We start from the raw sequence: 20,305 nt of genomic DNA on the forward strand, positions 1-20,305 counted from the left end.
TACTCCTTACAAAAAATTTTATTTTTCTTTCAAGTTGCTCAGGTGGGTCGCCGTTTTAAAGGAATGAACCAAGCCAATCACGCTTTTAAAAGGAAACGATTATGGGCCTGTCCATTCATACCAACTATACCTCTCTGGTCACCCAGAATACCCTGAACAGCACCAACAAAATGCTGGGCACGGCCATGGAGCGCCTGGGCACCGGTTTTCGTATTAACTCTGCCGCCGACGACGCCGCTGGCCTGCAGATTGCCGTGCGTCTGCAGGCTCAGACCAATGGTCAGGGCGTGGCCATGCGCAACGCCCAGGACGCTATCTCCATGCTGCAGACAGGGGAAAGTGCTTTTGATGAAATGACTAATATCGCCCAGCGTATGAAAGACCTGGCTACCCAAGGTGCCAATGGAACCAACTCTGCCGCCGAAAACACTGCGCTTGACGCTGAATTCCAGCAATTGGGTGCCGAGCTTGAAAACATCATGAAAAACACTGCCTATGGGGCGGGTACTAATTTGTTTGCTGCTGGTGGCAAGTTTGAGGGGGGGGCCGTTACTTTCCAGATTGGTGCCAGCACTGCTGAAACCCTGGATGTGGATATCAACGCCGAAGTAAAGGCACTGAACACCAGTACAGCTCTCACAGCTGGTGTTACTGCTTTGGGTGATCTGACGACTCAGGCCAATTCTTCTACTGCCATTGGTACTCTGAACACCTTTCTGGACGACGTAAGTGAAGTACGTGGTCAGCTTGGTGCTAACATCAATCGTCTTGAGCACACCATTACCAACCTGGGGAATATGCGTGAAAACGGTGAAGCCGCCAAGGGCCGGATTATGGATGCTGATTTCGCCACCGAAGCTTCCAATATGTCCAAAAACCAGATGCTGATGCAGTCCGGTATGTCGGTGCTGAGCAATGCTAACCAGATGAGTGGGCTGGTGATGTCTCTGCTGCGTTAAGGCCAGCTTGCTGAATTAAAGGCTCCTTAAACAGGGGCCTTTTTTATTGGCATGATTATTAAAGTCCTATTACTAACTGGTCGCTTTAGGTTTATGAATCAGCCAGTTATGACTTTTATAAGGAAACAATGATGGGCCTGTCCATTCATACTAATTACACTTCTCTGGTCACCCAGAACACCTTGAACAGCACCAACAAAATGCTGGGCACGGCCATGGAGCGCCTGGGCACCGGTTTTCGTATTAACTCCGCCGCCGACGATGCTGCTGGCCTGCAAATTGCTGTGCGCCTGCAGGCCCAGACTAATGGCCAGGGTGTGGCCATGCGTAACTCCCAGGATGCCATCTCGATGATGCAGACTGCCGAAGGTGCCTTTGATGAGATCACCAATATTACTCAGCGCATGAAGGATCTGGCCACTCAGGGTGCCAACGGCACCAACTCAGCTGCCGAACTGAAAGCCATGAACACTGAATTTCTCCAGTTGGGCAAGGAAATAGCTAATATCATGGGTAATACCAGTTATGGCGCAGGCACTAACTTGCTGACAGATGCTGGTAAATTCGGGGCCGCAGCAGTGTCATTCCAGATCGGTGCGAGCACAAGTGAAACCTTAAGTGTAGATATCAGTGCTGCAGTACAGGATATTAACGCTAAATCAGCAATTACAGCAGGCACCGCTCCTGCTCCTGACACTACAGCATTAGGTGATCTGGAAACGGATGCTTCAGCTGCCATTGATACTCTGAATACTTTCCTTGGTGCAGTGAGTGCGGTGCGTGGTCAGCTGGGTGCCAACATCAATCGTCTTGAACACACTATTACCAATCTGGGTAATATGCGTGAAAACGGTGAAGCCGCCAAGGGCCGTATTATGGATGCCGACTTCGCCACTGAAGCCTCCAATATGTCCAAAAACCAGATGCTGATGCAGTCCGGTATGTCGGTGCTGAGCAACGCCAACCAGATGAGCGGCCTGGTGATGTCTCTGCTGCGCTGATAACTAATAGCTTGTTTCGGGGAGACATCGCCCCGGGCAGTGTTCTTTGCTTTTTAACGGCTCTTGATGAGCCGTTTTTTTATTGTTTTAAATGACTGTCTTATTCAAGTCTGTTTCCCGCCACGCCGTTATCTGAAGAATAAAGATGCAAATAATGTCTTACTGCGGAGGTGGCGATGTTTGGAATGAACGGAATGGATCCGTCCTCAATGGCACAAATGCTGATGTCGGCGGACAGAGCACCGCTGGATAATCTGCTTAAAACCCAGCGCATTCAGCTGAGTGCCGAAAAAGAGGCTTACAGCCAGATCAAGGGCAAGCTGCAGGCACTGCAGGATGCGATCAAGGGACTGAATAAAGACGGCGGTCTGAGCAGCCAGTCAGCCAGTTTCAGTGCCGAAGGGTATGCCAGTGCCACCGTTAAATCGGGGGCGGCCAATGCTGACTACCAACTTTACGTCAAACAGCTGGCCCAGGCCGACCAGTATTCGCTTGCTCTGAATGAAAACTGGGCGGTGCCTGCCCAGGGAACCCTGGCGATTACCGTAGACGGGGAAGTCCTGAGCCTGGACTTGTCTGCTCTGGATCCTGCCAGCGGCATTACCGGTCTGCGGGACGCCATTAATCAGGCCGCGGACAACAATGGTGTGCAGGCCTCGCTGGTTCGTTCCAATGGCCAGACTCACCTGATGCTGACCGGTAGCAGGACCGGTGCCAGCCAGGCTATGACCGTTACGCTCAGCGGTGGCAATGGTGATGCCGCCTTTAATGAACTGCAGAATGCCATTACCAACAAAACCCGGCTGTCTGCCTCGCAGGATGCGGTGGTTGAACTGGGAGGAGCCGGCGGACTGCAGCTGACCAGTGCCACCAATACCTTTGATGGTCAGATAGATGGCCTCAGCCTGACGGTAACCAAGGCTCATGCCCGGGATGCCGCCGGCAATTACACGGATGCCCCCCTTGGGCTGAGCGTTGCGACGGATCAGGCCGCCATTGGCGAGTCGATGAAAGGCATTGTCGATGCTTATAACGGGCTGCTGACCGAGGTGCAGAAATACACCCAGAGCAAGGAAGGCAGCAGTGCCGTGCTGGCTGGTGACAGTATGGCTCGGGGCGTGCTTGGCAGGTTACGCGGAACCTTGTCTAACCCGCCGGCTGGTTTCAGTCTGGCCGAGCTGGGGATTACCACCGATCGCCACGGTAAGCTGTCGCTCGATACGGCCGCCATGGCGAAGTTGCAGGAAAACAAGCCCGGAGCACTGGAAGGTGCGTTTACCGGCAGTAATGGTCTGCTTACCCGGCTGGAAGCGGATCTTAAACCTTATCTGGATCGCAACGGTACCCTGGTACAACGGGATCGCAGTCTTCAAAGCGGGCTGGATCGCATTGCTGATCGCCAGGAAGCGCTGGACAGCCGCATGAACAAGGTTTACCAGCGTTATCTGGCCCAGTTCACCCGAATGCAAACATTGGCACAGCAAATGCAACAGACCATGACCATGTTTTAACGGAGCCAGGAGCTGACCATGTTTGATGCCGATTCCGGCCTTGATATTTACCAGCATACGCACACGGATGCCCGAGCCGCTCAGGCCTCACCCCGTGAGCTGGTGCTGATGTTAATGGACGGACTGATGGATGAAATAGCCCGGGCTGAAGGCCATATTGTGGCCGGCCGCATAGAGCAAAAGGGTCAGTCCATTGCCAAAGCCATTGATATTATTGGAGGTTTGGACAGCTCTCTGGATATGGAAAATGGCGGAGAGCTGGCGCTAAACCTGCATGCACTGTACGACTTTTGCGGCCGGCAGCTGTTTAGTGCCAGTGTGAATAATGATGTTTCACTATTGGCACCGGTGTATCGCGTGCTGACCGATCTGCGTGACGGATGGCAGGGTATGGGCACTGAGGTGCCGGCATGAAACAAGGGCGGAATCAGTTGATGCCGGCGGCGGAAACTCCCATTCCTTCCGTTGCCGGCCAGATTCAATGTGAGCGTTCCGAGCTGGCTCCGCTGTTTGCCCGGCTTCTGATATTACAGCAACGCACGGCACAGGCGGTGCAGGCCGGTCAGTGGGGCTGGCTGAACGAGCTGGACGGTCTGTTAAGACAGGTTCTTGCCGATTTAAAACCCTATCGCTCCCAACTGAATGAGCAGCAAAGGCAGCTGCTTAACCGCTTTGAGACTCAATACCGGGAACACTGGAGCAGGGTCAATGAGCAGGCCGGACTGCTGGAACAGCGGCTGGAGCGGTTGCGTGAGCAGCATATGGGCTCACTGGCCTATGACTGGATCAGTCAACTGGAGGACGAGTCGTGATTTCCCTGCCGGCATTTTTGCCGGGGAACGGGGCCAGTGTGCCGGCGAGCACGTTAAAGTCCGGTGTCAGCGCCGCAATGCCTGAGGACGGGGTTGCCGGATTTGCCGGGCGCATGCCGGCACCGGACAGTGGCCTGCCTGCAGACAGCGTTCCTGCCAGTTACGATCACCGGGCGAGTTCAGCCGGGCCTGTTGCAGCAGAGTCCGGTCTGCCCGGACCAGGCTCAGAGGCGGCGGGTGCCGGCCCGCATCGCTTTTTGTTCGGGGAAGCAGTGATGCCGGATCATGCGTTCATCCGCACGGCACCGGCTGAAAACCTGCGCACCGCTTTGCCGGCCGGCAGCATGCCGGTACCCGATGATCCGCCTGTTGCGGGTGATACGACCGGCAGCATGCCGTTACCCGAGATGCCGCCTGTTGCGGGTGATGCAGTCGTCGGTGTGCCGTTACCCGAGATGCCGCTTGTTGCGGGTGATGCAGTTGTCGGTGTGCCGTTACCCGAAATGCCGCCGGTTACCGGTGAGGTGACCGGCAACGTAGTGTTCCCCGTTGTGCCGCCCGAGGGGGGGCTGCACAACGTTGCATCATTGCCCACCGCCGTAGGGTCAGCGGAAGCGATGGGAGAGCAGAACCGTATGCCGGTGCAGTTGTGGCGGCTGCAGCAGCAGGCGCAGCAGGGCGCTCATCCAGGTGAGCAAACCCCGCCGGCAACAGCCATGGGGCAAAGGCAGGCGGCACCGGCTGCCCATGTGCCGTTACTACAGCGGCTGGGCGGTGCAGAGATAGCAACGGTACCAGCTGCGGCCGCCGGGACCGATACCAGTGCCGTGCTGCCGCTAATACCGGCAGCGGCACGTCCTGTCCTTGCTACAGCGCATGAATGGGCACCGGTGTCATTATCCTCGACAGATAAAGCCATTCTGGGTGAACAGCTGCTGAAAACCCTGAAAGATAAAGTGGAGTTGCAGCTTAACCAGCAGGTTCAGCAGGCACGGATCAAACTGGATCCACCTGAAATGGGCCGGATGGAGCTGACCGTCAGGCTGGAAGGCGACCGGCTGCATATACAGATAAATGCCAGCCATGCCGGCATACGCGATGCCATTGCCGCTCAGGCTGACCGGCTGCGTTATGACCTGCTCAGCCAGCATGGGGGCGGTGTGGAAGTAAATGTGGGTCAGCACGACCGGCAGCCGTCATCTTCCTCATTTAATAACGATATTGAAATGGGTGCGGAACTGGCTGAAGCCAGTGACGACATTCGCTTAAAAACAGCAGGCGCGGGTTGGATTAATGCTCTGGTGTGAATAAAGGAAAGAATAACGTGGCAAAAAAATCCCGATCTTATGTTTTAACAGCCCTGCTGTTGCTGGCGGTACTGCTGGCAGGTATGGGAGCCGGCACTTTTATACTGGCCGATTATCGGCAGGCCTTCGCTGAACAGGGCTGGCTGGCCATGCTGCAGAGCGAGCCCGCCCCCGAGCCGGTCAGCGAGCCGCAATTTCAGCCGCTGGAGCAGTTTGTGATCGGTTTGTCCGGTGAAAGGCGCAACCACTACATGGTGCTGGAGCTGGCTCTGATGAGTCACCGGCCAGAGCAGGTAAGTCTGTGGCAAGGGGTTTTGCCGGCACTGAGAAACACCACGCTGACCTATTTCAGCGAGTTTGATCATGAACAGGTGCAGTCACAGTTGCAAAACATGGGCAAATTCGAGGGTGAGTTACAGCAGGCCCTCAACCAGCGGCTGCAGCATTACGGCTATGCGCCCTCCGTCGAAGCCGTGTTGATTACCAAGCTGGTGATTCAATAGGAGGTGCGCATGCTAGTAGATCAAGTCTGGTCAGAAGAAGCTGCTGCCTCCGCGCCTGAAGCAGAGAACGAAAGTTACTGGCTTAACCAGTATCTGCCGCTGGTCAAGCGGGTGCTGGGGCAGCTCAGGTACCAGGTCAATACCGTGATGGATGCCGATGATCTGGCACAGATCGGCATTATGGGCTTGCTGGAAGCCCTGCGGCGTTACGGCGGTCCGCCCGATGACAGCTTTGCCAGTTTTGCCTTTAAGCGGGTACGCGGAGCGATTCTGGACGAACTGCGCCGCCACGACTGGCGACCACGGCAACTGCGCCAGCAGAGTCATCAGTGCGCTCAGACCGAGCGCGAGCTGATGCGACGTCTGGGCAGGCGGCCCACGGAAACTGAGCTGGCCGATGCGCTTGGCATTGAGATGGATGAGCTGCGCCGTATTCTCTATGCCGGGCAGCTGGAGGAAATGGAAAGCCTGCAGGAGCTGCTGGAGCATGGCCATGAGCCGTCTTATAACGACGCCATTGCACGGCTGGAGCAGCAACGTCATATCCGGGCATTGTTGACCCGTTTGCCCGAGCGGGAGCAGCGGTTGATGTCACTGTATTACCAGCATGAGCTGAATATGAAGGAAATTGCCCTGGTGCTTGATCTGACCGAGTCCAGGGTATGCCAGTTGCACAAACAATGCCTGGCCCTGTTAAACCGGGAGTTTGCCCGGAATGGAGAAGAATAATGCAGAAGCTGGTGGGAATTGCCGTCATTCTGGTATGTGTATTTGGTGGTTTTGTGATGGCCAATGGCAAGCTGGCGGCATTATGGCAGCCGGCCGAAATTGTCATTATTTTCGGTGCCGGGGCGGGGGCGCTGATCCTGGGTAACTCCAGTGCCGTTCTGAAAGGGATCTGGCAGCAGCTGAAAGCCATCAGTGGTGGCCAGAAAAATGATGCTGAACTGTACCGCCAGCTGTTGCCGTTGTTGCATCAGCTGTTGCAGGAAACCCGGCTCAAGGGACTGAAAGCGTTGGATGGCCATGTGGAATCACCGGAAACCAGTCCTCTGTTCAGCCGGTATCCGCTGGTGACCGGCAGCCCGGAGCTGCTCGGTTTCATTATTGATAATCTGCGCATGCTGGGTATGGGCAAGCTCAGCGCCCATGAATTGGAAGCGTTGCTGGAGCAGGAGATCGACACCCTGGAAGAAAGCATGCTCAAGCCCTCTCATGCCATGGCCAAAACGGCGGATGCGATGCCGGGCTTTGGTATTCTGGCGGCGGTGATGGGGATCATTATTACCATGCAGCACCTTGATGGACCGCTGACTTACATTGGCGTCCATGTGGCGGCCGCCCTGGTGGGCACTTTTCTTGGTATTTTTGCCTGCTACTGCCTGCTGAGTCCGCTCAGTAATGCCATGGAGCAATGGGTAGGGCGGCGTATTACTGCGCTGGAGTGTGTTAAGGCGGTACTGGTGTCTCATGTCAGTGGTAAATCTCCTTTACTGGCGGTGGATGCCGGGCGCAAGTCCATTGAACAGGATATTAAACCGGGCTTTATGGATATGGAGTCCTGGTTAAACGAAGCTGAAGCGGAAAGTGTCTGATGCGGGAACAGGGAACCATTATTGTCCGGCGTAAATCCCGTCATAAAGGTGAAGGCAGTCACGGCGGGGCCTGGAAGGTGGCCTTTGCCGATTTTGCCCTGGCCATGATGGCGTTGTTTCTGGTGTTATGGATCCTGTCGGTGTCGAGTGAACAAGAGCGGGAAAGTGTTGCCACCAAGTTGCGTGATTACTCGGTATTTGAAGGCAGTACCAGCCCGTATCTGCTGGGGGGCACCCCCTTTCCGGTGGATGTGCAGGGGCAGCCGCTGGCGCAGATCCCCGGGCAGGCTACCGAGCTGCAGGATATCAGCCTGGCCACCGAGCCGCTGCAAAGCCCGGCCGATTTGCACCCGGGCAGAGTGGAAAGTGAACAGGACAAGCGCCGGCTGGCAATCTTGATTGGTGAACTGGCCAGACGTGAGGGCATGGAAAATAACCTTGAGCTCAACATTGTGCCGGAGGGGTTACGTATCCGAATCCATGATCAGGCTGATAAACCGATGTTTACCCGGGGCAGCGCCCGTATGGAGCAGCATTTTGAACAATTGCTGCACGCGCTGGCACCGGTATTTGAAAAAGTAGAAAACCGGCTGGTCATTTCCGGTCATACCGATTCGGTGCGTTATGCCAGTCAGCATTATTCCAACTGGGATCTTTCCGGTGCCCGGGCGCAGAACGTGCGTCAGCTGCTGGAGCTGGCCGGTGTGCCCCGCAACCGGGTGTTGCAGGTGGTGGCTATGGCCGAACAGGCCCCTTTTGATGTGGAGAATCCTACTTCGGGCCATAACCGGCGAGTGGAGCTGCTGCTGCTGAGTAAGGAGGCAGAAAAGTTGCTGCAAACCCTGTTTGATGCCGGGTTGACCGATGGCATTTTCAATAAACAGCAACAAAGTGCCCGGGTTCAGGAGCAGGCGGCCACCGTTATTCAGTAACCGAGCCAGCCTGGTGGCGGGGCGGTACTGAACGCCGGGTTGCTCTTGTTAAACAGGCGGCCGGTGCCGGACATATCCAGTCCGGCGGCGCTGTCTGAAAACAACGGCTGCGGGCTGATGGTAATGAGCTGTTCTGCTCGGCGCCGGCCGGTGTTATCTATTAATATCGATATTTCATGTCCCGCCGGTATCTGATTACCCTTTAACGCCAGGTTGCCAGCTTTCAGGGTCTCTGCCGGCACACCCAGCCGCTGTGCCAGCGCGGGTAATGACAATGGCCCTGTTATTTTGTATTCCCGTAAGGTCGGCGTGCCTGGTCCCGGCCGGCCCAGCAGTTTTTGTGCGGCCAGAAACCGGGGAACGTAGCGGCGGGTTTCTTCCGGCAGAGGCAACTGCCAGAAATCCCTGCTGCCGCTGCGGGCTATGGCCCTGCGCACCCGACCTTCTCCCGCATTGTAGGCGGCCAGTGCCAGCAGCCAGTCGCCGTCGAAGTAACGGTGCAGCCAGGCCAGATAATTCAGTGCTGCCCGGGTGGCGCTGAGCGGGGCCAGTCGACCGTCGTAACTGTCGGAAACCAGAATGCCAAAACGCTCTGCCGTGGCCGGCATTAATTGCCACAACCCTGCCGCCCCGGCAGGGGAGACGGCTCCGGGCAGATAGGCACTTTCGATGACCGGCAGCCAGACGAGGTTGTCGGGCAGACGGTGAGCGCGCAGTAGCGGTAAGAAATGAGGAAGCCAGGGTTCCGCTCTTTTCCGGCTGCGTTCCAGCCAGGCCGGGTGGCGGCGCAGGTAATCCATTTCTTGTTTGACTTCCGGATGCGCGTACAGCGCGTTACTAAAGCTAAACGCCCGGGCCTGGCTGCTGTAAACGCCGGCAAACAGTAAAAGCAGTAAAATTTTCATGGTGTGCTGCCAAGCAATTTACGTACCTGGTTTGGTTTTTCCGGTGTTGTGCCGTTTATAGAGTTAAGAACAGCGCAAGGAGTGAATATGCATCGTGATAAAGGAAACGGAACGGCTCTGGGGCGTCGTCTGCATAAGCTCACTCTTTACCTGATTATGCTGCAACCGCTTCTGTTATTGCTTTATGCCCTGAGAGCCCGGTGGCTTGAGCTGGGAGAGTTTGCCCTGGCTGGCATGCTGTTGCTGCTTTATCACCGCGTGCTGGTTTATCTGCTCTATCGGCAGGCGAAACGCAGTAACGATGGTTATCTGGTTTACCCGGTGGTGGGGGCGGCTATTGTGCTGGCGCTGCTGACACTGTGGGGAGCAGTTGGGTGATGCCTGAAAGTGGCTATACTGGGTAGGCGCAATTCTTCACGGAGGTTTTGAATGAAAGCTTATCAATTAGTGCTGTGTTTGGCGGTGACGGCGGTGCTGGCAGGTTGCAACACGTTTGCCGGTGCCGGTAAAGACATTGAACGTGGTGGTGAAGTTGTGCAAGAGGCAGCGAGAGACGTACAGAAAAAGCTGTAGTTTAAAAGACTGATGGTAAACAGGGCCGGCGAATGCCGGCCCTGTTGTTCAGTGGCGCTTGTGCTGCAGAATGCGTCTGGCCCGGGTAATCACCGGGCTGTCTACCATATGTTCGCTGACGGCCACGACGGCACCATTATGCTGCTGCCCGGCAGCAAGTACCTTGCCGGCCCAGACGATCTGGGCTTCAGTCGGTGCCATCGCCTGAGTGGCGGGCCGTACCTGGCGTGGGTGCACCAGTAAAATGCCGTCAAAGCCCAGTTTCATCCCTTCATGTACATAAGCCTGCAGACCCTGGTCATCGTTAAAGGCGGTGTAAACCGCATCCAGCGGGGCAGCCAGGCCGTGAGCCCGGGAGCAGACGACCAGCTGACTCCGAATGGGCAGAAAGGGCGTTTCATCATAAGGCTCGCCGGCGGGAGGCGGGTAATCCATGCCCAGATCCAGTGCCATGTCCAGCTGACCAAACAGCAGCCGGGCCACGCCGTTGACGGTGGCAATATCATTGAGCAGGAACAGGGCTCTGGCAGACTCAATAAACGGCAGCAGCGGCTTGTCACAGGCATTGGCCAGCTCGGTGAGTGCACCCGGATCTTCTGCCTTGGGCACCACGATGGCAGCCACGGCATCGGAGCGGCACAGGACGGTATCCTGGTTAAACCAGGGGGTGTTGGTGCCGTTTATGCGTATCAGCACTGAAGCGGAAGGTTGTTCAGCGAGCCAGTTGGCCAGCGTGCTGCGGGCGGCATCCTTTTCTGCCGGCGGCACGGCATCTTCCAGATCGATGATAATGGCATCGGCACCGCTGTTCAGGGCTTTTTCAAACCGCTCGGGGCGATTCGCCGGAACAAACAGCAGGGTCTGCAGCGCATTGATATTCATAGAAAACTCCATTTAACTCTTCGCCAGTGCGAAGCGATGTGAAGAAGTCTTCTGTTTAAATCATACAAGGCCCGGCTGCAAGCAGCGCGGGCCTTGTTTGACAGATTAAAGTGGCGACACGGCCGGGCGGTTCACTTCTTTGGGAGCCTGATGTTGCTTTTTATTGCGATGGCTCAGTTATCTCCGCGCAGGCAGAGAGCCATTTCAGCGCAACATGCTGAATAACCGTCAGAGGCTCTGGTGCGGACCAAATACTTCGTAGTGCAGTTGCTCTTCGGTTATCCCCCAGCCGGCCAGGGTGTCCTTCACCATCGCCATAAAGGGCACCGGGCCGCAGAAGTAGTAGTGAGCACCGGGCAGGCTGATGGCGTCACGTACCCGGGTGAGATCCATCAGGCCGGTGGCGTCATAGTCTTCCGCCGGCTGATCGCAGGCCTGGGGAGTGCGATACCAGGTGTGGGTGTTCAGGTTGTCATCAGCCTGGCGGCGGCTCTGAATATCTTGTTTGAAGGCGTGCTGGCTGCCATTTTCACAGGCATGCAGCCAGTGCACGGGAGCCTGATGATGCAGGCGTTGCAACTGGTCGAGCATGGCCCGCATCGGGGTCAGGCCGACACCGGCTGAGATCAGTACCACCGGCGTATCGGGGGTGACTTCCATAAAAAAATCACCGGAAGGGGGCAGCACCTGGATGCTGTCACCCGGCTGAAGGTGGTCATGCAAAAAATTGGATCCCACCCCGCCTTGCTCACGTTTAACGGCAATGCGGTAATTCTTGCCATTAGGAGCCTGGCACAGGGAATACTGACGATATTCCTTGTGTTCCAGTTTGTCAGAAGTCAGGTGCAGGTTCAGATACTGACCGGGCCTGAAGTCCACCACGGGACCACCGTCGGCCGGGGCCAGCAAAAAACTGGTGATGTGTTCGCTTTCGGTCTGTTTCTCCTGAACCACAAAGGTACGGGGGCCACGCCAGCCACCGGTCCGGGTTTCGTTATCGGTATAGATCTGCTCTTCGCGGCCAATAAAAATATCGGCCAGGGCACCGTAGGCCTGAGCCCAGGCATCAATCACTTCCGGTGTGGCAGCATCGGGGGCCAACTCTTTAATGGTTTCCAGCAAGTGGTGACCGACAATGGCGTATTGCGCTGGCTGAATGGAAAAGCCGGTGTGTTTGTGGGCGATACGCTCTACGGCGGCACTTAGCACGGCGGGGTTGTCGATGTTTTTGGCATAGGCCAGTACGGCGGCAAACAGGGCAGCAGGTTGACGGCCTGTCTGCTGGTGGCTGAGGTTAAACACATCTTTCAGCTCGGGATTGTCGCGAAACATCCGTTGGTAAAAATGTTCGGTCAGGGCGGTGTTAGCCGATTCCAGCAGCGGAACGGTGCTTTTCACGATTTCAATGGTGCGGGCTTCCAGCATGTATACCTCGTTACTTGATCTTAAGTTGCATTAAATATGTCACTTATAGGGCGGATATTATAGGTACATTTGAAATGCATCAATGAATTTCTTCCTTTTTTGTGCTTCAGGCTCGAGCTGGGCGGACGCAGCCGGTATGATTGCGGGCAATATGTGCAAGGAATCAGCCAAATGTTGTCTTCTCCGGATTTTAAGCGGGTTATCGCCGCCATTGATCAGGTTAATGCCGAGGATCCCAACCTCCAGTGTTCTGAAGGAAAAAACTGGCCTAAAGAGCGGCTTTACAGTGAACGTATGACACAACAACTCACCCGTTTCGCCCCGGATGCCGGCGAACTGCTGCATATTGCCGCCCGCGCTCAGCATATTCGCCGCTGGGCCATTCCCCGGGCGGATTACCCTGCCGGCAGAGCCGGCTATCAGCAATGGCGCAGTGAACTGGCGCATTATCATGCGGAACTTACCACTCGGCTGATGGCCGAGGCGGGCTATGAACAGCAGGCCCGGCAGAGAGTCAGTACGCTGCTGCTGAAAAAGTGCCTTAAACAGGATCAGGATGTGCAGACGCTGGAAGATGTGGTTTGCCTGGTCTTTCTGCAGTTTTATCTGGAAGACTTTGCAGCCGGACATGAACAGGAAAAAGTAGTCGATATTATCGGTAAAACCTGGCGTAAAATGTCGGAAAAAGGCCATCAGGCTGCGCTGTTATTGCCTTTGTCAGCGGCCATGCAGGCCGTAGTGGGTAAGGCGTTGGCGGAGAGTACATAGTCTTCACGCTATGCAAACCATACAGAAAATATATTTATTTTAATTTTGTTAATGATGTTAAATATTTGTTGTGCGTCGGTCTGATGCACCCTTAACAGGATGTGAGCGAAAGGGGAGAGGATCCGATGAATGCAATCGTGTTGGCGATTCTGGTGATGGTGGGGCTGTGTCTGGCCCGGGTTTCAGTGGTGTTTTCACTGGTGGTGGCGGCGCTGATCGGCGGGCTCTGGGCCGGCATGTCGGTGGATCAGGTGATTTCGTCGTTTAATGAGGGGCTGGGCGGAGGTGCCACGGTGGCGCTGGCTTATGCCACGCTTGGGGCTTTTGCTGTGGCCTTGTCACGCACTGGCGTTACCGCCATGGTGTCGGACAAGGCTCTGGCCTGGGTGGGCGCCCGGCCCGGTACGGCCGGTACGCAGAGGGCTCCGGGGGGAGTGAAGTGGCTGCTGTTTGTGGCGCTGATTCTGGTTGGGGCAGCATCGGGCACTGTGGTGCCGGTACATATTGCCTTTATCCCCATACTGGTGCCGCCATTGCTGGGGCTGATGAATATGCTGCAGCTGGATCGACGTGCCGTGGCCTGCGTAATTACCTTCAGCATTACCATTATGTATATGACCACGCCGGTGGGTTTCGGCACGATTTTTCTGAACGATATTCTCACCAACAGTGTCAATCAGGCCGGTGAAGAGCTGGGTATGCAGGTGACGACCGCCATGGCACCCAAGGCCATGTTGCTGCCGGCGGTGGGAATGTTGCTCGGATTGCTGGTGGCGGTGTTGTTCAGCTATCGTCGCCCACGGGGCTATCAGTCGCCGCTGAATGAGGTAAAAGGTGAAAAAGTCAGCCGTCCTCAGCTCAGTCGTAAACAGCTGATAATGATTGGGGTGGCGATTGTGGGTGCCCTGGTGGTGCAGCTGACTACCGGCTCCATGGTACTGGGCGGGCTGCTGGGTTTTGCCTTGCTGTCGATGAACGGTCTGTTCAAGTGGAAGGATCAGGACGACGTGTTTACGCAGGGAATGCGGCTGATGGCGTTGATCGGCTTTATCATGATTGCCGCTTCAGGCTTTGCCGGTGTGATGAAAGCGTCCGGTGCCATTCCCGAACTGGTGGCTGGCTCGGGAGAGCTGATAGGGGATAATCGGGCATTGGCTGCACTGGTGATGCTGCTGGTGGGGCTGTTTATTACCATGGGTATCGGCTCATCGTTTTCCACCATTCCGATTATTGCCGCCATTTATGTGCCTCTGGCCATCAGTTTCGGCTTTTCTCCGCTGGCCACACTGGCGCTGGTGGGGACTGCCGGTGCGCTGGGTGATGCGGGTTCGCCTGCGTCCGATTCAACTCTGGGGCCCACTGCTGGTCTGAATGCCGATGGTCAGCATGACCATATCCGCGACTCGGTGATCCCTACCTTTATCCATTACAACATTCCGCTGGTCCTCTTTGGCTGGATAGCTGCTCAGGTGTTGTAATACGGGAGATGAGTCAGCTGTCAGTGTGCCGGGCCATGCCCGGCACACTTGTTTTAGCGGCCCTGGTAACCGGCCAGCTTATGCAACAGCCAGTCCGGGGCATCATGGGGCAGATCGTGCCCCGCCCAAGGATGCTCATCAGCCTGGATACGCCAATGCTGTGCCAGTATGTGGCTGCAGGCCGGATTAACCAGCCGATCCCCCCGGCTGCATAACACCAGCGGCGTAACAACGGGCGATGCACCGGCTACCCGGTAACGGGCGGCGGCAATCAGCTGGCGTAAAAAGTTAACATGAGACGTTGGATACTGGTTGGCATAGCGGATCCACTGGCGCAGCGTGATACGCTGGTCATCCCGGCGGGTACAGGTCAGCCGGTAAACCAGAGATTCCCGTTGTGCCCTGGGTAATATCAGGGCCAGCAGCAAGTGAGGCAGTGCTGTCATGCGCATTCGTTGCCAGGGGGGACTGAGTGTGCTGCTTGAGTTGACGAGTACCAGTCCGCGGACTTCTTGCGGATACCGCAAGGCCCATTCGGCGGCGATCATGCCCCCCATCGATAACCCCAGTACATTAACCGGTGCCTGAAGCCCGGCCTGCTGTCTTATCTGCTCCAGCATGGCGGTAATGGTTACGGGGGTTTTTTGCTGGTAACCGGTGCCGTTGCCAGGCAGTTCCAGACAGCGTACCGGCTGTCCCAGGTGCGCGGCAAGGCGCTCAGGAAAGTTTCCCCAATGACGGCATTCCCGGGCCAGGCCGCGTAACAACACCCAGCCGGCATGCTGCTTGTCTTGCATGGCGGCTGGCCGGGAACTGTTCATCTGCCTAGGTGTTCTGGTCATGGTATCTCCCAGCGACGTTCGGCACTGCGCTGATGCAGGCGTCGTTTGTCATCGGCAGGCAGCCAGTTTTGCCAGGCGTCTACCGCCCGCAGCAGAAAGTCCAGTAACAGCTGATGGCGGCGCAGTGTACGCTGATGGCGATGGGGGACCAGCGGGTTGAACAGACCGGTATAGCTGGTGAGCTGGCGCAGGTTCTTTTTTACCCAGAGCCAGGAGCCCATTTCCAGCGTTAGTGGCAAAAACACTTGTTGCTGGCGCTGATAGTGTCGCTGATAGAGGTAATCCCAGAGATCACCGTGGGTGCGGTAATGATGATGCTGTGGTTCAAACAGGTAAGGGTGATGCGGGTGACTGTGTTCGAACAGCTGTAACAGGGCGTGCAATTCGGCGGCGTGCTCCAGTAACTGGCGTCGTCCTGAGTAAGGAAACCAGATCCGGTCGCGCATACCAAAGCCCGAGTGACAGTCCAGCGCCAGGGTGAAGGGCGCGGCGGCGAGTTGCTCTTCAACCAGGCTGCAGAACGCCTGTGCCTCTGTTTGCATCGGCTGGTCCTGTTTACCCCGGTACCAGGGCAGCCATCGTCCCAGGCGATGTCCGGATACCAGCCAGGGGCTCGGTTGCTCGGCGTCAATCGGCGCATTGCGCATCAAATCGATACCATTTCCATTGCTGCGCCAGCCGTGTGCCATGCCCACCGGATTAAGCAGCGGACACATCACGATACGCACCCGCTGCAGCAACTGCTGCAGGCTGCGATCCCAGTTCAGCCGCTGAAGCAGTGTGTCCAACTGGGCCAGCAGCAGCTGAGTGCCGATACGCTCAATGCCATGCACGCCACCGCTGAGCAGCAGCACCGGTGCCGTGTGGCTGGCGCTGCCGAGCTCCAGTGCGTAAACCGGCAGGTAACGCTCACCGTCGCGCACTTCGGTCAGGATCCGGCTGCGCAAGGCAGGGGCTCCCTGCTGGAGCAGATGTTCCAGTAAATGCAGTTCGGGCAATGGTTTATGTTGATGACGTCCGGGGCGGCGGGAAGGGACGCGGTTGTCGGAAGCGGGCGAATCCAGGGGGGGGCGGGTGGTCATTATCAGCGAAAACCTGAGTGAAAAAGCTACACCACAGTGTAGCGCCCCAATGCTATTTCGCCGGGTTAAGTCACTGAAAAATCGGAAACAGCCATGATTTTAGGTGGAAAATGCCCGCCCTGTGACCTGCTCCACAAACAGCCGGGCCGGCAATGACAGCGGAAAAGATGGTGAGCGGGCCAGCACTACCCGTTGGGGCGGCACCTCATCACTTAGTGGCACGCAGGCAATGGGAGCTCCGTCGTAGCTTTGATCGCCAGCGGGGCGGGTGCAGGACAGTGCCACACCATGGCCATGGGCGACCAGACCTCGCTGCATTTCAAATGACAGGGTGTGGTGAATGCGCGCCGGCTGCAGATCCTGCTGCCAGAACAGGGACAGAAAGTATTCCCGGGTCAGTGGCATGTCTTGCAGGATCAGGGTGCATTCGGCGAGTTCTGCCAGGCTTAATGCCGGCTTGCCGGACAGAGGATGATTAACCGGTAGCAGGGCATAGGGTTTGAGCTCATCCAGCACATGAGTACTGCACTCCGGTGGCAGCCCCAGAGCATAGCTCAGTATCAGCTCGGCTTTACCCTGCTCCAGCTCCTGCCGTACCCCGGCCAGATCCTGTTCCTGCATGCTCACCTGAATACGCGGATAACGACGTTCAAACTCGCTCACCAGCCGTGGGAGATAATAGGGTGCGATATCCCGGAAGCAGCCGATGACCAGCCTGCCTTCCACTTCAGTCCCGTTCTGATGCCGGTTATCGAGCAGGTTATGGGAAAGCCTCAGAATATGCCGGGCTTCGTTAAACAAAGTCTCACCCCGCGGACTCAGGCTGACACCCTGTCCGCGATGGCGCTGAAATAATGGCTGACCCAGCAGGTGTTCCAGCTGAGTAATGGCGATAGACACGGATGGTTGTGATACATGCAGTGTCTCGGCAGCCTTGCTGATGCTGCCGTGCTGAGCCACGGCCACAAAATAACCAAGTTGTCGAAAAGTAAAGGGTATAGCCATTATTTTATGAACTTCATATTAAAACTATATTTTTATGCTATGTAAAAAAGCTGTTAAAGTCGAGCTGTTATCAATACCGGGGAAAGGAGTGAGACATGACCACAGCCATTGCCGGCAATATCTGGCTGACCGATGAGCAAATAGCCGCCTATCAGCGTGATGGGGCCATCGTGATTAAAGGCGTCTTTAAAGACTGGATTGAGCCGCTGCGAGTGGGTTTTGATCGGGTACTGAACGAACCCAGTGAGCATGGCCGTGAAAATGTCACCGGCACGGACTCTGGCCGTTTCTTTGAAGATTACTGCAACTGGCAGCGTATTCCCGAATTCCGCCAGTGGATAGAGCAGTCGCCCGGTGCTGCCATTGTGGGCGAAGCCACCGGATCTGAGGCGGTTCAGGTGTTTCATGAGCACATTCTGGTGAAGGAGCCAGGAACTTCCAAGGCCACGCCCTGGCACCAGGACAACCCTTATTATTGTGTGGATGGTGAGCAGACTGGCAGTTACTGGATTCCGCTCGATCCCATTACTCCTGAAAATGCCTTGCAGGTTGTACTGGGATCACACCGCTGGCCCAAGCCGGTGCGCCCGAGCAAATGGTCCACTAACGCGTCCTGGTATGCTGATGACAGCCCCTATATGGAGATGCCGGACATCGACAACGGCGATTTTGAAATCCTGATCCCCGAGATGGAGTTGGGGGATGCCCTGTTGTTCAACTTTAAAACCGTACACGGTGCACCGGGTAATCAGACCCAAAATAGACGCCGGGCTTTTTCAACCCGCTTTATGGGCGACGATGTGCGTTATGTAAACCGGGGCGGGCCTACTTCACCGCCCTTTGACGGCATTAACCTGCAAACCGGCGACAAGATGCGTGAAGACTGGTTCCCGGTGGTATGGCGCCGTTGAGTTCAGGCAGGTCTGCTGGATGAAGATTTCAACGGGTTATGCTTTTGGCATAACCCGTTGTTATTTTGTATTTTCGAATCTGGGCCTTGTTCAGTCGTGTCGTTGATCTTCCTTAATCATGTCGGCGGCTTTTTCTCCGATCATAATGGAAGGCGCATTGGTATTGCCGGACACGATAACCGGCATGATGGAGGCATCGGCCACTCGCAGCCCCTCAATGCCATGTACTTTTAGCCGGCTGTCGACCACCGCCATGTCATCCTGCCCCATTTTGCAGGTACTGGTGGGATGATAAATGGTCTGGCTGAACTTTCTGGCCGCTTCCAATAATTGTTCGTCACTCTGGTACTGGCGTCCGGGCACGTGCTCATCGAGGATCACCGGTTTCAGTGCTTCGGCCTCGGCAATACGGCGGGCCACCTTGATGGCGTCCACCGCCACCCGGCAGTCTTCTTCGGCCGACAGGTAGTTGGCCTGAATGGACGGGTACTGGTGCGGATCGGCACTGATAATGCGAATGCGGCCCCGGCTGTGGGGACGCAGCTGGCACACCGAGGCAGTGAAGGCGGAAAAGGGATGAACGCCTTCACCGGGCTTGTCGGCACTCAGAGGCTGCATGTGGAACTGAATGTCCGGTCGTTCCAGATCTTCCCGGGAGCGGGTAAACACACACACCTGGCTGGCGGCCAGGGTCAAAGGGCCGGTGCGTGACAACGCATACTGCATGCCCACGCCGAGCTTTTTCAACGGATGATTAACCTCATCGTTCAGAGTTTTGCAGCTGGTCCTGAAGACCAGACGGATCTGCAGATGATCCTGCAGGTTTTCACCCACGCCGGGCAGGACATGACGGCATTCCACCCCAACTGAGGCCAGGTGTGAGGGTTCACCGATGCCGGAACATTGCAGAATCTGCGGCGAGCCGATGGCGCCGGCGCTCAAGATGACTTCCCGTGTTACCCGTGCCAGCTGCCGCTTGCCCTTGTACTCAAATTCAATGCCGGTAGCCTGTTTTCCTTCCAGCAGAATTCGGCGGGTATGGGCATGAGTGAGCAGGGTCAGGTTGGGGCGTTTGAGTGCAGGACGCAGAAAAGCCTTGGCACTGCTGCAACGTAACCCTTTGTAGGCGGTCTGCTGAAAATAGCCGACCCCTTCCTGTTCGGCTCCGTTGAAATCCGGGTTGGCCGGAATACCGGTTTGCCTGGCTGCGGTGACAAAGCGGTCGGCAATTTCCCGGCGCAGGCGTAAATCGGACACCTTAAGCGGACCATTCACGCCGTGATAATCATTTTTACCTCTGGACTGACATTCAGATTTTTTGAAGTAGGGCAGCACTTCCTGATAACTCCAGCCGTCGTTGCCGAGGGCGGCCCAGTGGTCGTAGTCCTGGTGCTGACCACGGATATAGAGCAGTCCGTTGAGTGAGCTGGAGCCGCCCAGCACCTTGCCTCTGGGCCATTGCAACCGTCGGCCGTCGATGCCTTCATCCGGATCGGTCTGGTAACACCAGTCAGTGGCCGGGTTGTGCATGGTCTTGAAGTAGCCGACCGGAATATGGATCCAGGGGTTGTTGTCCTGGCCACCGGCTTCCAGCAGCAGAACCCGGATATGGGGATCTTCACTGAGCCGGTTGGCCAGCACGCACCCGGCCGAGCCGGCACCCACCACGATATAGTCGAATTCGCCGAACACCTGGTTTTGATACATAGACATGACTTATCACCTGACAAGTGGCAGTAGGCACGTCTCCAACACCAGGTCGAAGGGCCTTTTTACAAGAACTCAGAAAGTGTACTGAATCCATGGTAGTTACT

At 56.3% G+C, this 20,305-nt stretch carries 22 protein-coding genes; 15 read left to right on the forward strand and 7 right to left on the reverse strand.

The features are described from left to right. Positions 1-101: 101 nt before the first annotated feature. The 10 genes from lafA (B6S09_RS02825) (at position 102) to B6S09_RS02870 (ending at position 8,620) form a co-directional block, all read left to right on the forward strand. Positions 102-959 (forward strand): lateral flagellin LafA, encoded by an 858-nt coding sequence (gene lafA, locus B6S09_RS02825; protein ID WP_094276979.1) that lies wholly within the window; start codon positions 102-104, stop codon positions 957-959. 131 nt (positions 960-1,090) lie between these two features. Further along, a complete protein-coding gene (gene lafA / locus B6S09_RS02830; RefSeq protein WP_094276980.1) occupies positions 1,091-1,960 on the forward strand; it encodes a lateral flagellin LafA in 870 nt (289 codons plus the stop codon). Positions 1,961-2,154: 194 nt separating this feature from the next. Next, positions 2,155-3,471: a flagellar filament capping protein FliD gene (fliD, locus tag B6S09_RS02835; RefSeq protein ID WP_094276981.1), complete on the forward strand. Its 1,317-nt coding sequence runs from the start codon at positions 2,155-2,157 to the stop codon at positions 3,469-3,471. Between the two features lie 18 nt (positions 3,472-3,489). After that, entirely contained in the window at positions 3,490-3,885 is a 396-nt protein-coding gene (fliS, locus tag B6S09_RS02840; protein ID WP_094276982.1) for a flagellar export chaperone FliS, read from the forward strand. Further along, positions 3,882-4,283, forward strand: coding sequence for a hypothetical protein (locus tag B6S09_RS02845; protein ID WP_094276983.1), 402 nt, complete (start codon positions 3,882-3,884; stop codon positions 4,281-4,283). Before fliS ends, B6S09_RS02845 begins: the two co-directional genes overlap by 4 nt. Then, positions 4,280-5,590 (forward strand): flagellar hook-length control protein FliK, encoded by a 1,311-nt coding sequence (locus tag B6S09_RS02850; RefSeq protein WP_243832791.1) that lies wholly within the window; start codon positions 4,280-4,282, stop codon positions 5,588-5,590. Before B6S09_RS02845 ends, B6S09_RS02850 begins: the two co-directional genes overlap by 4 nt. 17 nt (positions 5,591-5,607) lie before the next feature. Beyond that, positions 5,608-6,093, forward strand: a complete 486-nt coding sequence (locus B6S09_RS02855) for a flagellar basal body-associated FliL family protein (RefSeq protein WP_094276984.1) — start codon at positions 5,608-5,610, stop codon at positions 6,091-6,093. A 9-nt stretch (positions 6,094-6,102) separates the two neighbouring features. Continuing rightward, positions 6,103-6,822 (forward strand): FliA/WhiG family RNA polymerase sigma factor, encoded by a 720-nt coding sequence (locus B6S09_RS02860; RefSeq protein ID WP_094276985.1) that lies wholly within the window; start codon positions 6,103-6,105, stop codon positions 6,820-6,822. After that, positions 6,822-7,688 carry a flagellar motor stator protein MotA gene (motA, locus tag B6S09_RS02865; protein ID WP_094276986.1) on the forward strand — a complete coding sequence of 289 codons (867 nt, stop codon included), beginning with the start codon at positions 6,822-6,824 and terminating at the stop codon, positions 7,686-7,688. Before B6S09_RS02860 ends, motA begins: the two co-directional genes overlap by 1 nt. After that, positions 7,688-8,620, forward strand: coding sequence for a flagellar motor protein MotB (locus tag B6S09_RS02870; protein WP_094276987.1), 933 nt, complete (start codon positions 7,688-7,690; stop codon positions 8,618-8,620). The genes motA and B6S09_RS02870 overlap by 1 nt, the downstream gene beginning before the upstream one ends. Here the strand turns inward: B6S09_RS02870 and B6S09_RS02875 are convergent. Then, complete coding sequence (locus B6S09_RS02875) at positions 8,614-9,525, reverse strand: lytic transglycosylase domain-containing protein (RefSeq protein WP_094276988.1); 912 nt, start codon at positions 9,523-9,525, stop codon at positions 8,614-8,616. The two genes, B6S09_RS02870 and B6S09_RS02875, sit on opposite strands and share 7 nt — an antisense overlap. Positions 9,526-9,612: 87 nt before the next feature. On the opposite strand from B6S09_RS02875, the gene B6S09_RS02880 reads away from it, so the two are divergent. Both B6S09_RS02880 and B6S09_RS02885 read left to right on the forward strand, forming a co-directional pair. Then, positions 9,613-9,903, forward strand: a complete 291-nt coding sequence (locus B6S09_RS02880; RefSeq protein WP_094276989.1) for a hypothetical protein — start codon at positions 9,613-9,615, stop codon at positions 9,901-9,903. Between the two features lie 51 nt (positions 9,904-9,954). Next, entirely contained in the window at positions 9,955-10,098 is a 144-nt protein-coding gene (locus tag B6S09_RS02885) for an entericidin A/B family lipoprotein (protein WP_094276990.1), read from the forward strand. Between the two features lie 48 nt (positions 10,099-10,146). On the opposite strand, the gene B6S09_RS02890 is transcribed toward B6S09_RS02885, so the two are convergent. Both B6S09_RS02890 and hmpA read right to left on the reverse strand, forming a co-directional pair. Beyond that, a complete protein-coding gene (locus B6S09_RS02890) occupies positions 10,147-10,980 on the reverse strand; it encodes an HpcH/HpaI aldolase/citrate lyase family protein (RefSeq protein WP_094276991.1) in 834 nt (277 codons plus the stop codon). A gap of 228 nt (positions 10,981-11,208) precedes the next feature. Beyond that, positions 11,209-12,405: an NO-inducible flavohemoprotein gene (gene hmpA / locus B6S09_RS02895; RefSeq protein WP_094276992.1), complete on the reverse strand. Its 1,197-nt coding sequence runs from the start codon at positions 12,403-12,405 to the stop codon at positions 11,209-11,211. A 171-nt stretch (positions 12,406-12,576) separates the two neighbouring features. Between hmpA and B6S09_RS02900 the strand changes: the two genes are divergently transcribed. Next, the gene (locus B6S09_RS02900) at positions 12,577-13,173 is read left to right on the forward strand and encodes a DUF4202 domain-containing protein (protein ID WP_094276993.1); all 597 of its coding nucleotides are present in this window, start codon (positions 12,577-12,579) and stop codon (positions 13,171-13,173) included. A 125-nt stretch (positions 13,174-13,298) separates the two neighbouring features. Then, the gene (locus B6S09_RS02905; protein WP_094276994.1) at positions 13,299-14,651 is read left to right on the forward strand and encodes a Na+/H+ antiporter family protein; all 1,353 of its coding nucleotides are present in this window, start codon (positions 13,299-13,301) and stop codon (positions 14,649-14,651) included. Positions 14,652-14,704: 53 nt separating this feature from the next. Here the strand turns inward: B6S09_RS02905 and B6S09_RS02910 are convergent, their stop codons facing one another. The 3 genes from B6S09_RS02910 to B6S09_RS02920 all read right to left on the reverse strand — a co-directional run bounded on the left by B6S09_RS02910 (position 14,705) and on the right by B6S09_RS02920 (position 17,580). Further along, positions 14,705-15,493, reverse strand: coding sequence for an alpha/beta fold hydrolase (locus B6S09_RS02910; RefSeq protein WP_243832790.1), 789 nt, complete (start codon positions 15,491-15,493; stop codon positions 14,705-14,707). After that, positions 15,490-16,575 (reverse strand): DUF2817 domain-containing protein, encoded by a 1,086-nt coding sequence (locus tag B6S09_RS02915; RefSeq protein ID WP_094276996.1) that lies wholly within the window; start codon positions 16,573-16,575, stop codon positions 15,490-15,492. Before B6S09_RS02915 ends, B6S09_RS02910 begins: the two co-directional genes overlap by 4 nt. A gap of 99 nt (positions 16,576-16,674) precedes the next feature. Then, positions 16,675-17,580, reverse strand: a complete 906-nt coding sequence (locus B6S09_RS02920) for a LysR substrate-binding domain-containing protein (protein WP_094276997.1) — start codon at positions 17,578-17,580, stop codon at positions 16,675-16,677. A gap of 95 nt (positions 17,581-17,675) precedes the next feature. Here B6S09_RS02920 and B6S09_RS02925 point away from each other — a divergent pair, with 95 nt between their 5' ends. After that, complete coding sequence (locus B6S09_RS02925) at positions 17,676-18,491, forward strand: phytanoyl-CoA dioxygenase family protein (RefSeq protein ID WP_094276998.1); 816 nt, start codon at positions 17,676-17,678, stop codon at positions 18,489-18,491. Between the two features lie 90 nt (positions 18,492-18,581). Here B6S09_RS02925 and B6S09_RS02930 read toward each other — a convergent pair whose 3' ends face one another. Further along, entirely contained in the window at positions 18,582-20,204 is a 1,623-nt protein-coding gene (locus B6S09_RS02930; RefSeq protein WP_208321690.1) for a GMC family oxidoreductase, read from the reverse strand. Between the last annotated feature and the right edge of the window lie 101 nt (positions 20,205-20,305).

Source organism: Oceanimonas baumannii, assembly GCF_002245495.1.
Taxonomy (GTDB): Bacteria; Pseudomonadota; Gammaproteobacteria; order Enterobacterales; family Aeromonadaceae; genus Oceanimonas; species Oceanimonas baumannii.

What these genes read in the sequence shown, in the direction of transcription:
- lafA (WP_094276979.1), top strand. Translation starts at nt 102, where the DNA reads ATGGGCCTGTCCATTCATACCAACTATACCTCTCTGGTCACCCAGAAT.
- lafA (WP_094276980.1), top strand. Translation starts at nt 1,091, where the DNA reads ATGGGCCTGTCCATTCATACTAATTACACTTCTCTGGTCACCCAGAAC.
- fliD (WP_094276981.1), top strand. Translation starts at nt 2,155, where the DNA reads ATGGATCCGTCCTCAATGGCACAAATGCTGATGTCGGCGGACAGAGCA.
- fliS (WP_094276982.1), top strand. Translation starts at nt 3,490, where the DNA reads ATGTTTGATGCCGATTCCGGCCTTGATATTTACCAGCATACGCACACG.
- B6S09_RS02845 (WP_094276983.1), top strand. Translation starts at nt 3,882, where the DNA reads ATGAAACAAGGGCGGAATCAGTTGATGCCGGCGGCGGAAACTCCCATT.
- B6S09_RS02860 (WP_094276985.1), top strand. Translation starts at nt 6,103, where the DNA reads ATGCTAGTAGATCAAGTCTGGTCAGAAGAAGCTGCTGCCTCCGCGCCT.
- motA (WP_094276986.1), top strand. Translation starts at nt 6,822, where the DNA reads ATGCAGAAGCTGGTGGGAATTGCCGTCATTCTGGTATGTGTATTTGGT.
- B6S09_RS02870 (WP_094276987.1), top strand. Translation starts at nt 7,688, where the DNA reads ATGCGGGAACAGGGAACCATTATTGTCCGGCGTAAATCCCGTCATAAA.
- B6S09_RS02875 (WP_094276988.1), bottom strand. Translation starts at nt 9,525, where the DNA reads ATGAAAATTTTACTGCTTTTACTGTTTGCCGGCGTTTACAGCAGCCAG.
- B6S09_RS02880 (WP_094276989.1), top strand. Translation starts at nt 9,613, where the DNA reads ATGCATCGTGATAAAGGAAACGGAACGGCTCTGGGGCGTCGTCTGCAT.
- B6S09_RS02885 (WP_094276990.1), top strand. Translation starts at nt 9,955, where the DNA reads ATGAAAGCTTATCAATTAGTGCTGTGTTTGGCGGTGACGGCGGTGCTG.
- B6S09_RS02890 (WP_094276991.1), bottom strand. Translation starts at nt 10,980, where the DNA reads ATGAATATCAATGCGCTGCAGACCCTGCTGTTTGTTCCGGCGAATCGC.
- hmpA (WP_094276992.1), bottom strand. Translation starts at nt 12,405, where the DNA reads ATGCTGGAAGCCCGCACCATTGAAATCGTGAAAAGCACCGTTCCGCTG.
- B6S09_RS02900 (WP_094276993.1), top strand. Translation starts at nt 12,577, where the DNA reads ATGTTGTCTTCTCCGGATTTTAAGCGGGTTATCGCCGCCATTGATCAG.
- B6S09_RS02905 (WP_094276994.1), top strand. Translation starts at nt 13,299, where the DNA reads ATGAATGCAATCGTGTTGGCGATTCTGGTGATGGTGGGGCTGTGTCTG.
- B6S09_RS02910 (WP_243832790.1), bottom strand. Translation starts at nt 15,493, where the DNA reads ATGACCAGAACACCTAGGCAGATGAACAGTTCCCGGCCAGCCGCCATG.
- B6S09_RS02915 (WP_094276996.1), bottom strand. Translation starts at nt 16,575, where the DNA reads ATGACCACCCGCCCCCCCCTGGATTCGCCCGCTTCCGACAACCGCGTC.
- B6S09_RS02920 (WP_094276997.1), bottom strand. Translation starts at nt 17,580, where the DNA reads ATGGCTATACCCTTTACTTTTCGACAACTTGGTTATTTTGTGGCCGTG.
- B6S09_RS02925 (WP_094276998.1), top strand. Translation starts at nt 17,676, where the DNA reads ATGACCACAGCCATTGCCGGCAATATCTGGCTGACCGATGAGCAAATA.
- B6S09_RS02930 (WP_208321690.1), bottom strand. Translation starts at nt 20,204, where the DNA reads ATGTCTATGTATCAAAACCAGGTGTTCGGCGAATTCGACTATATCGTG.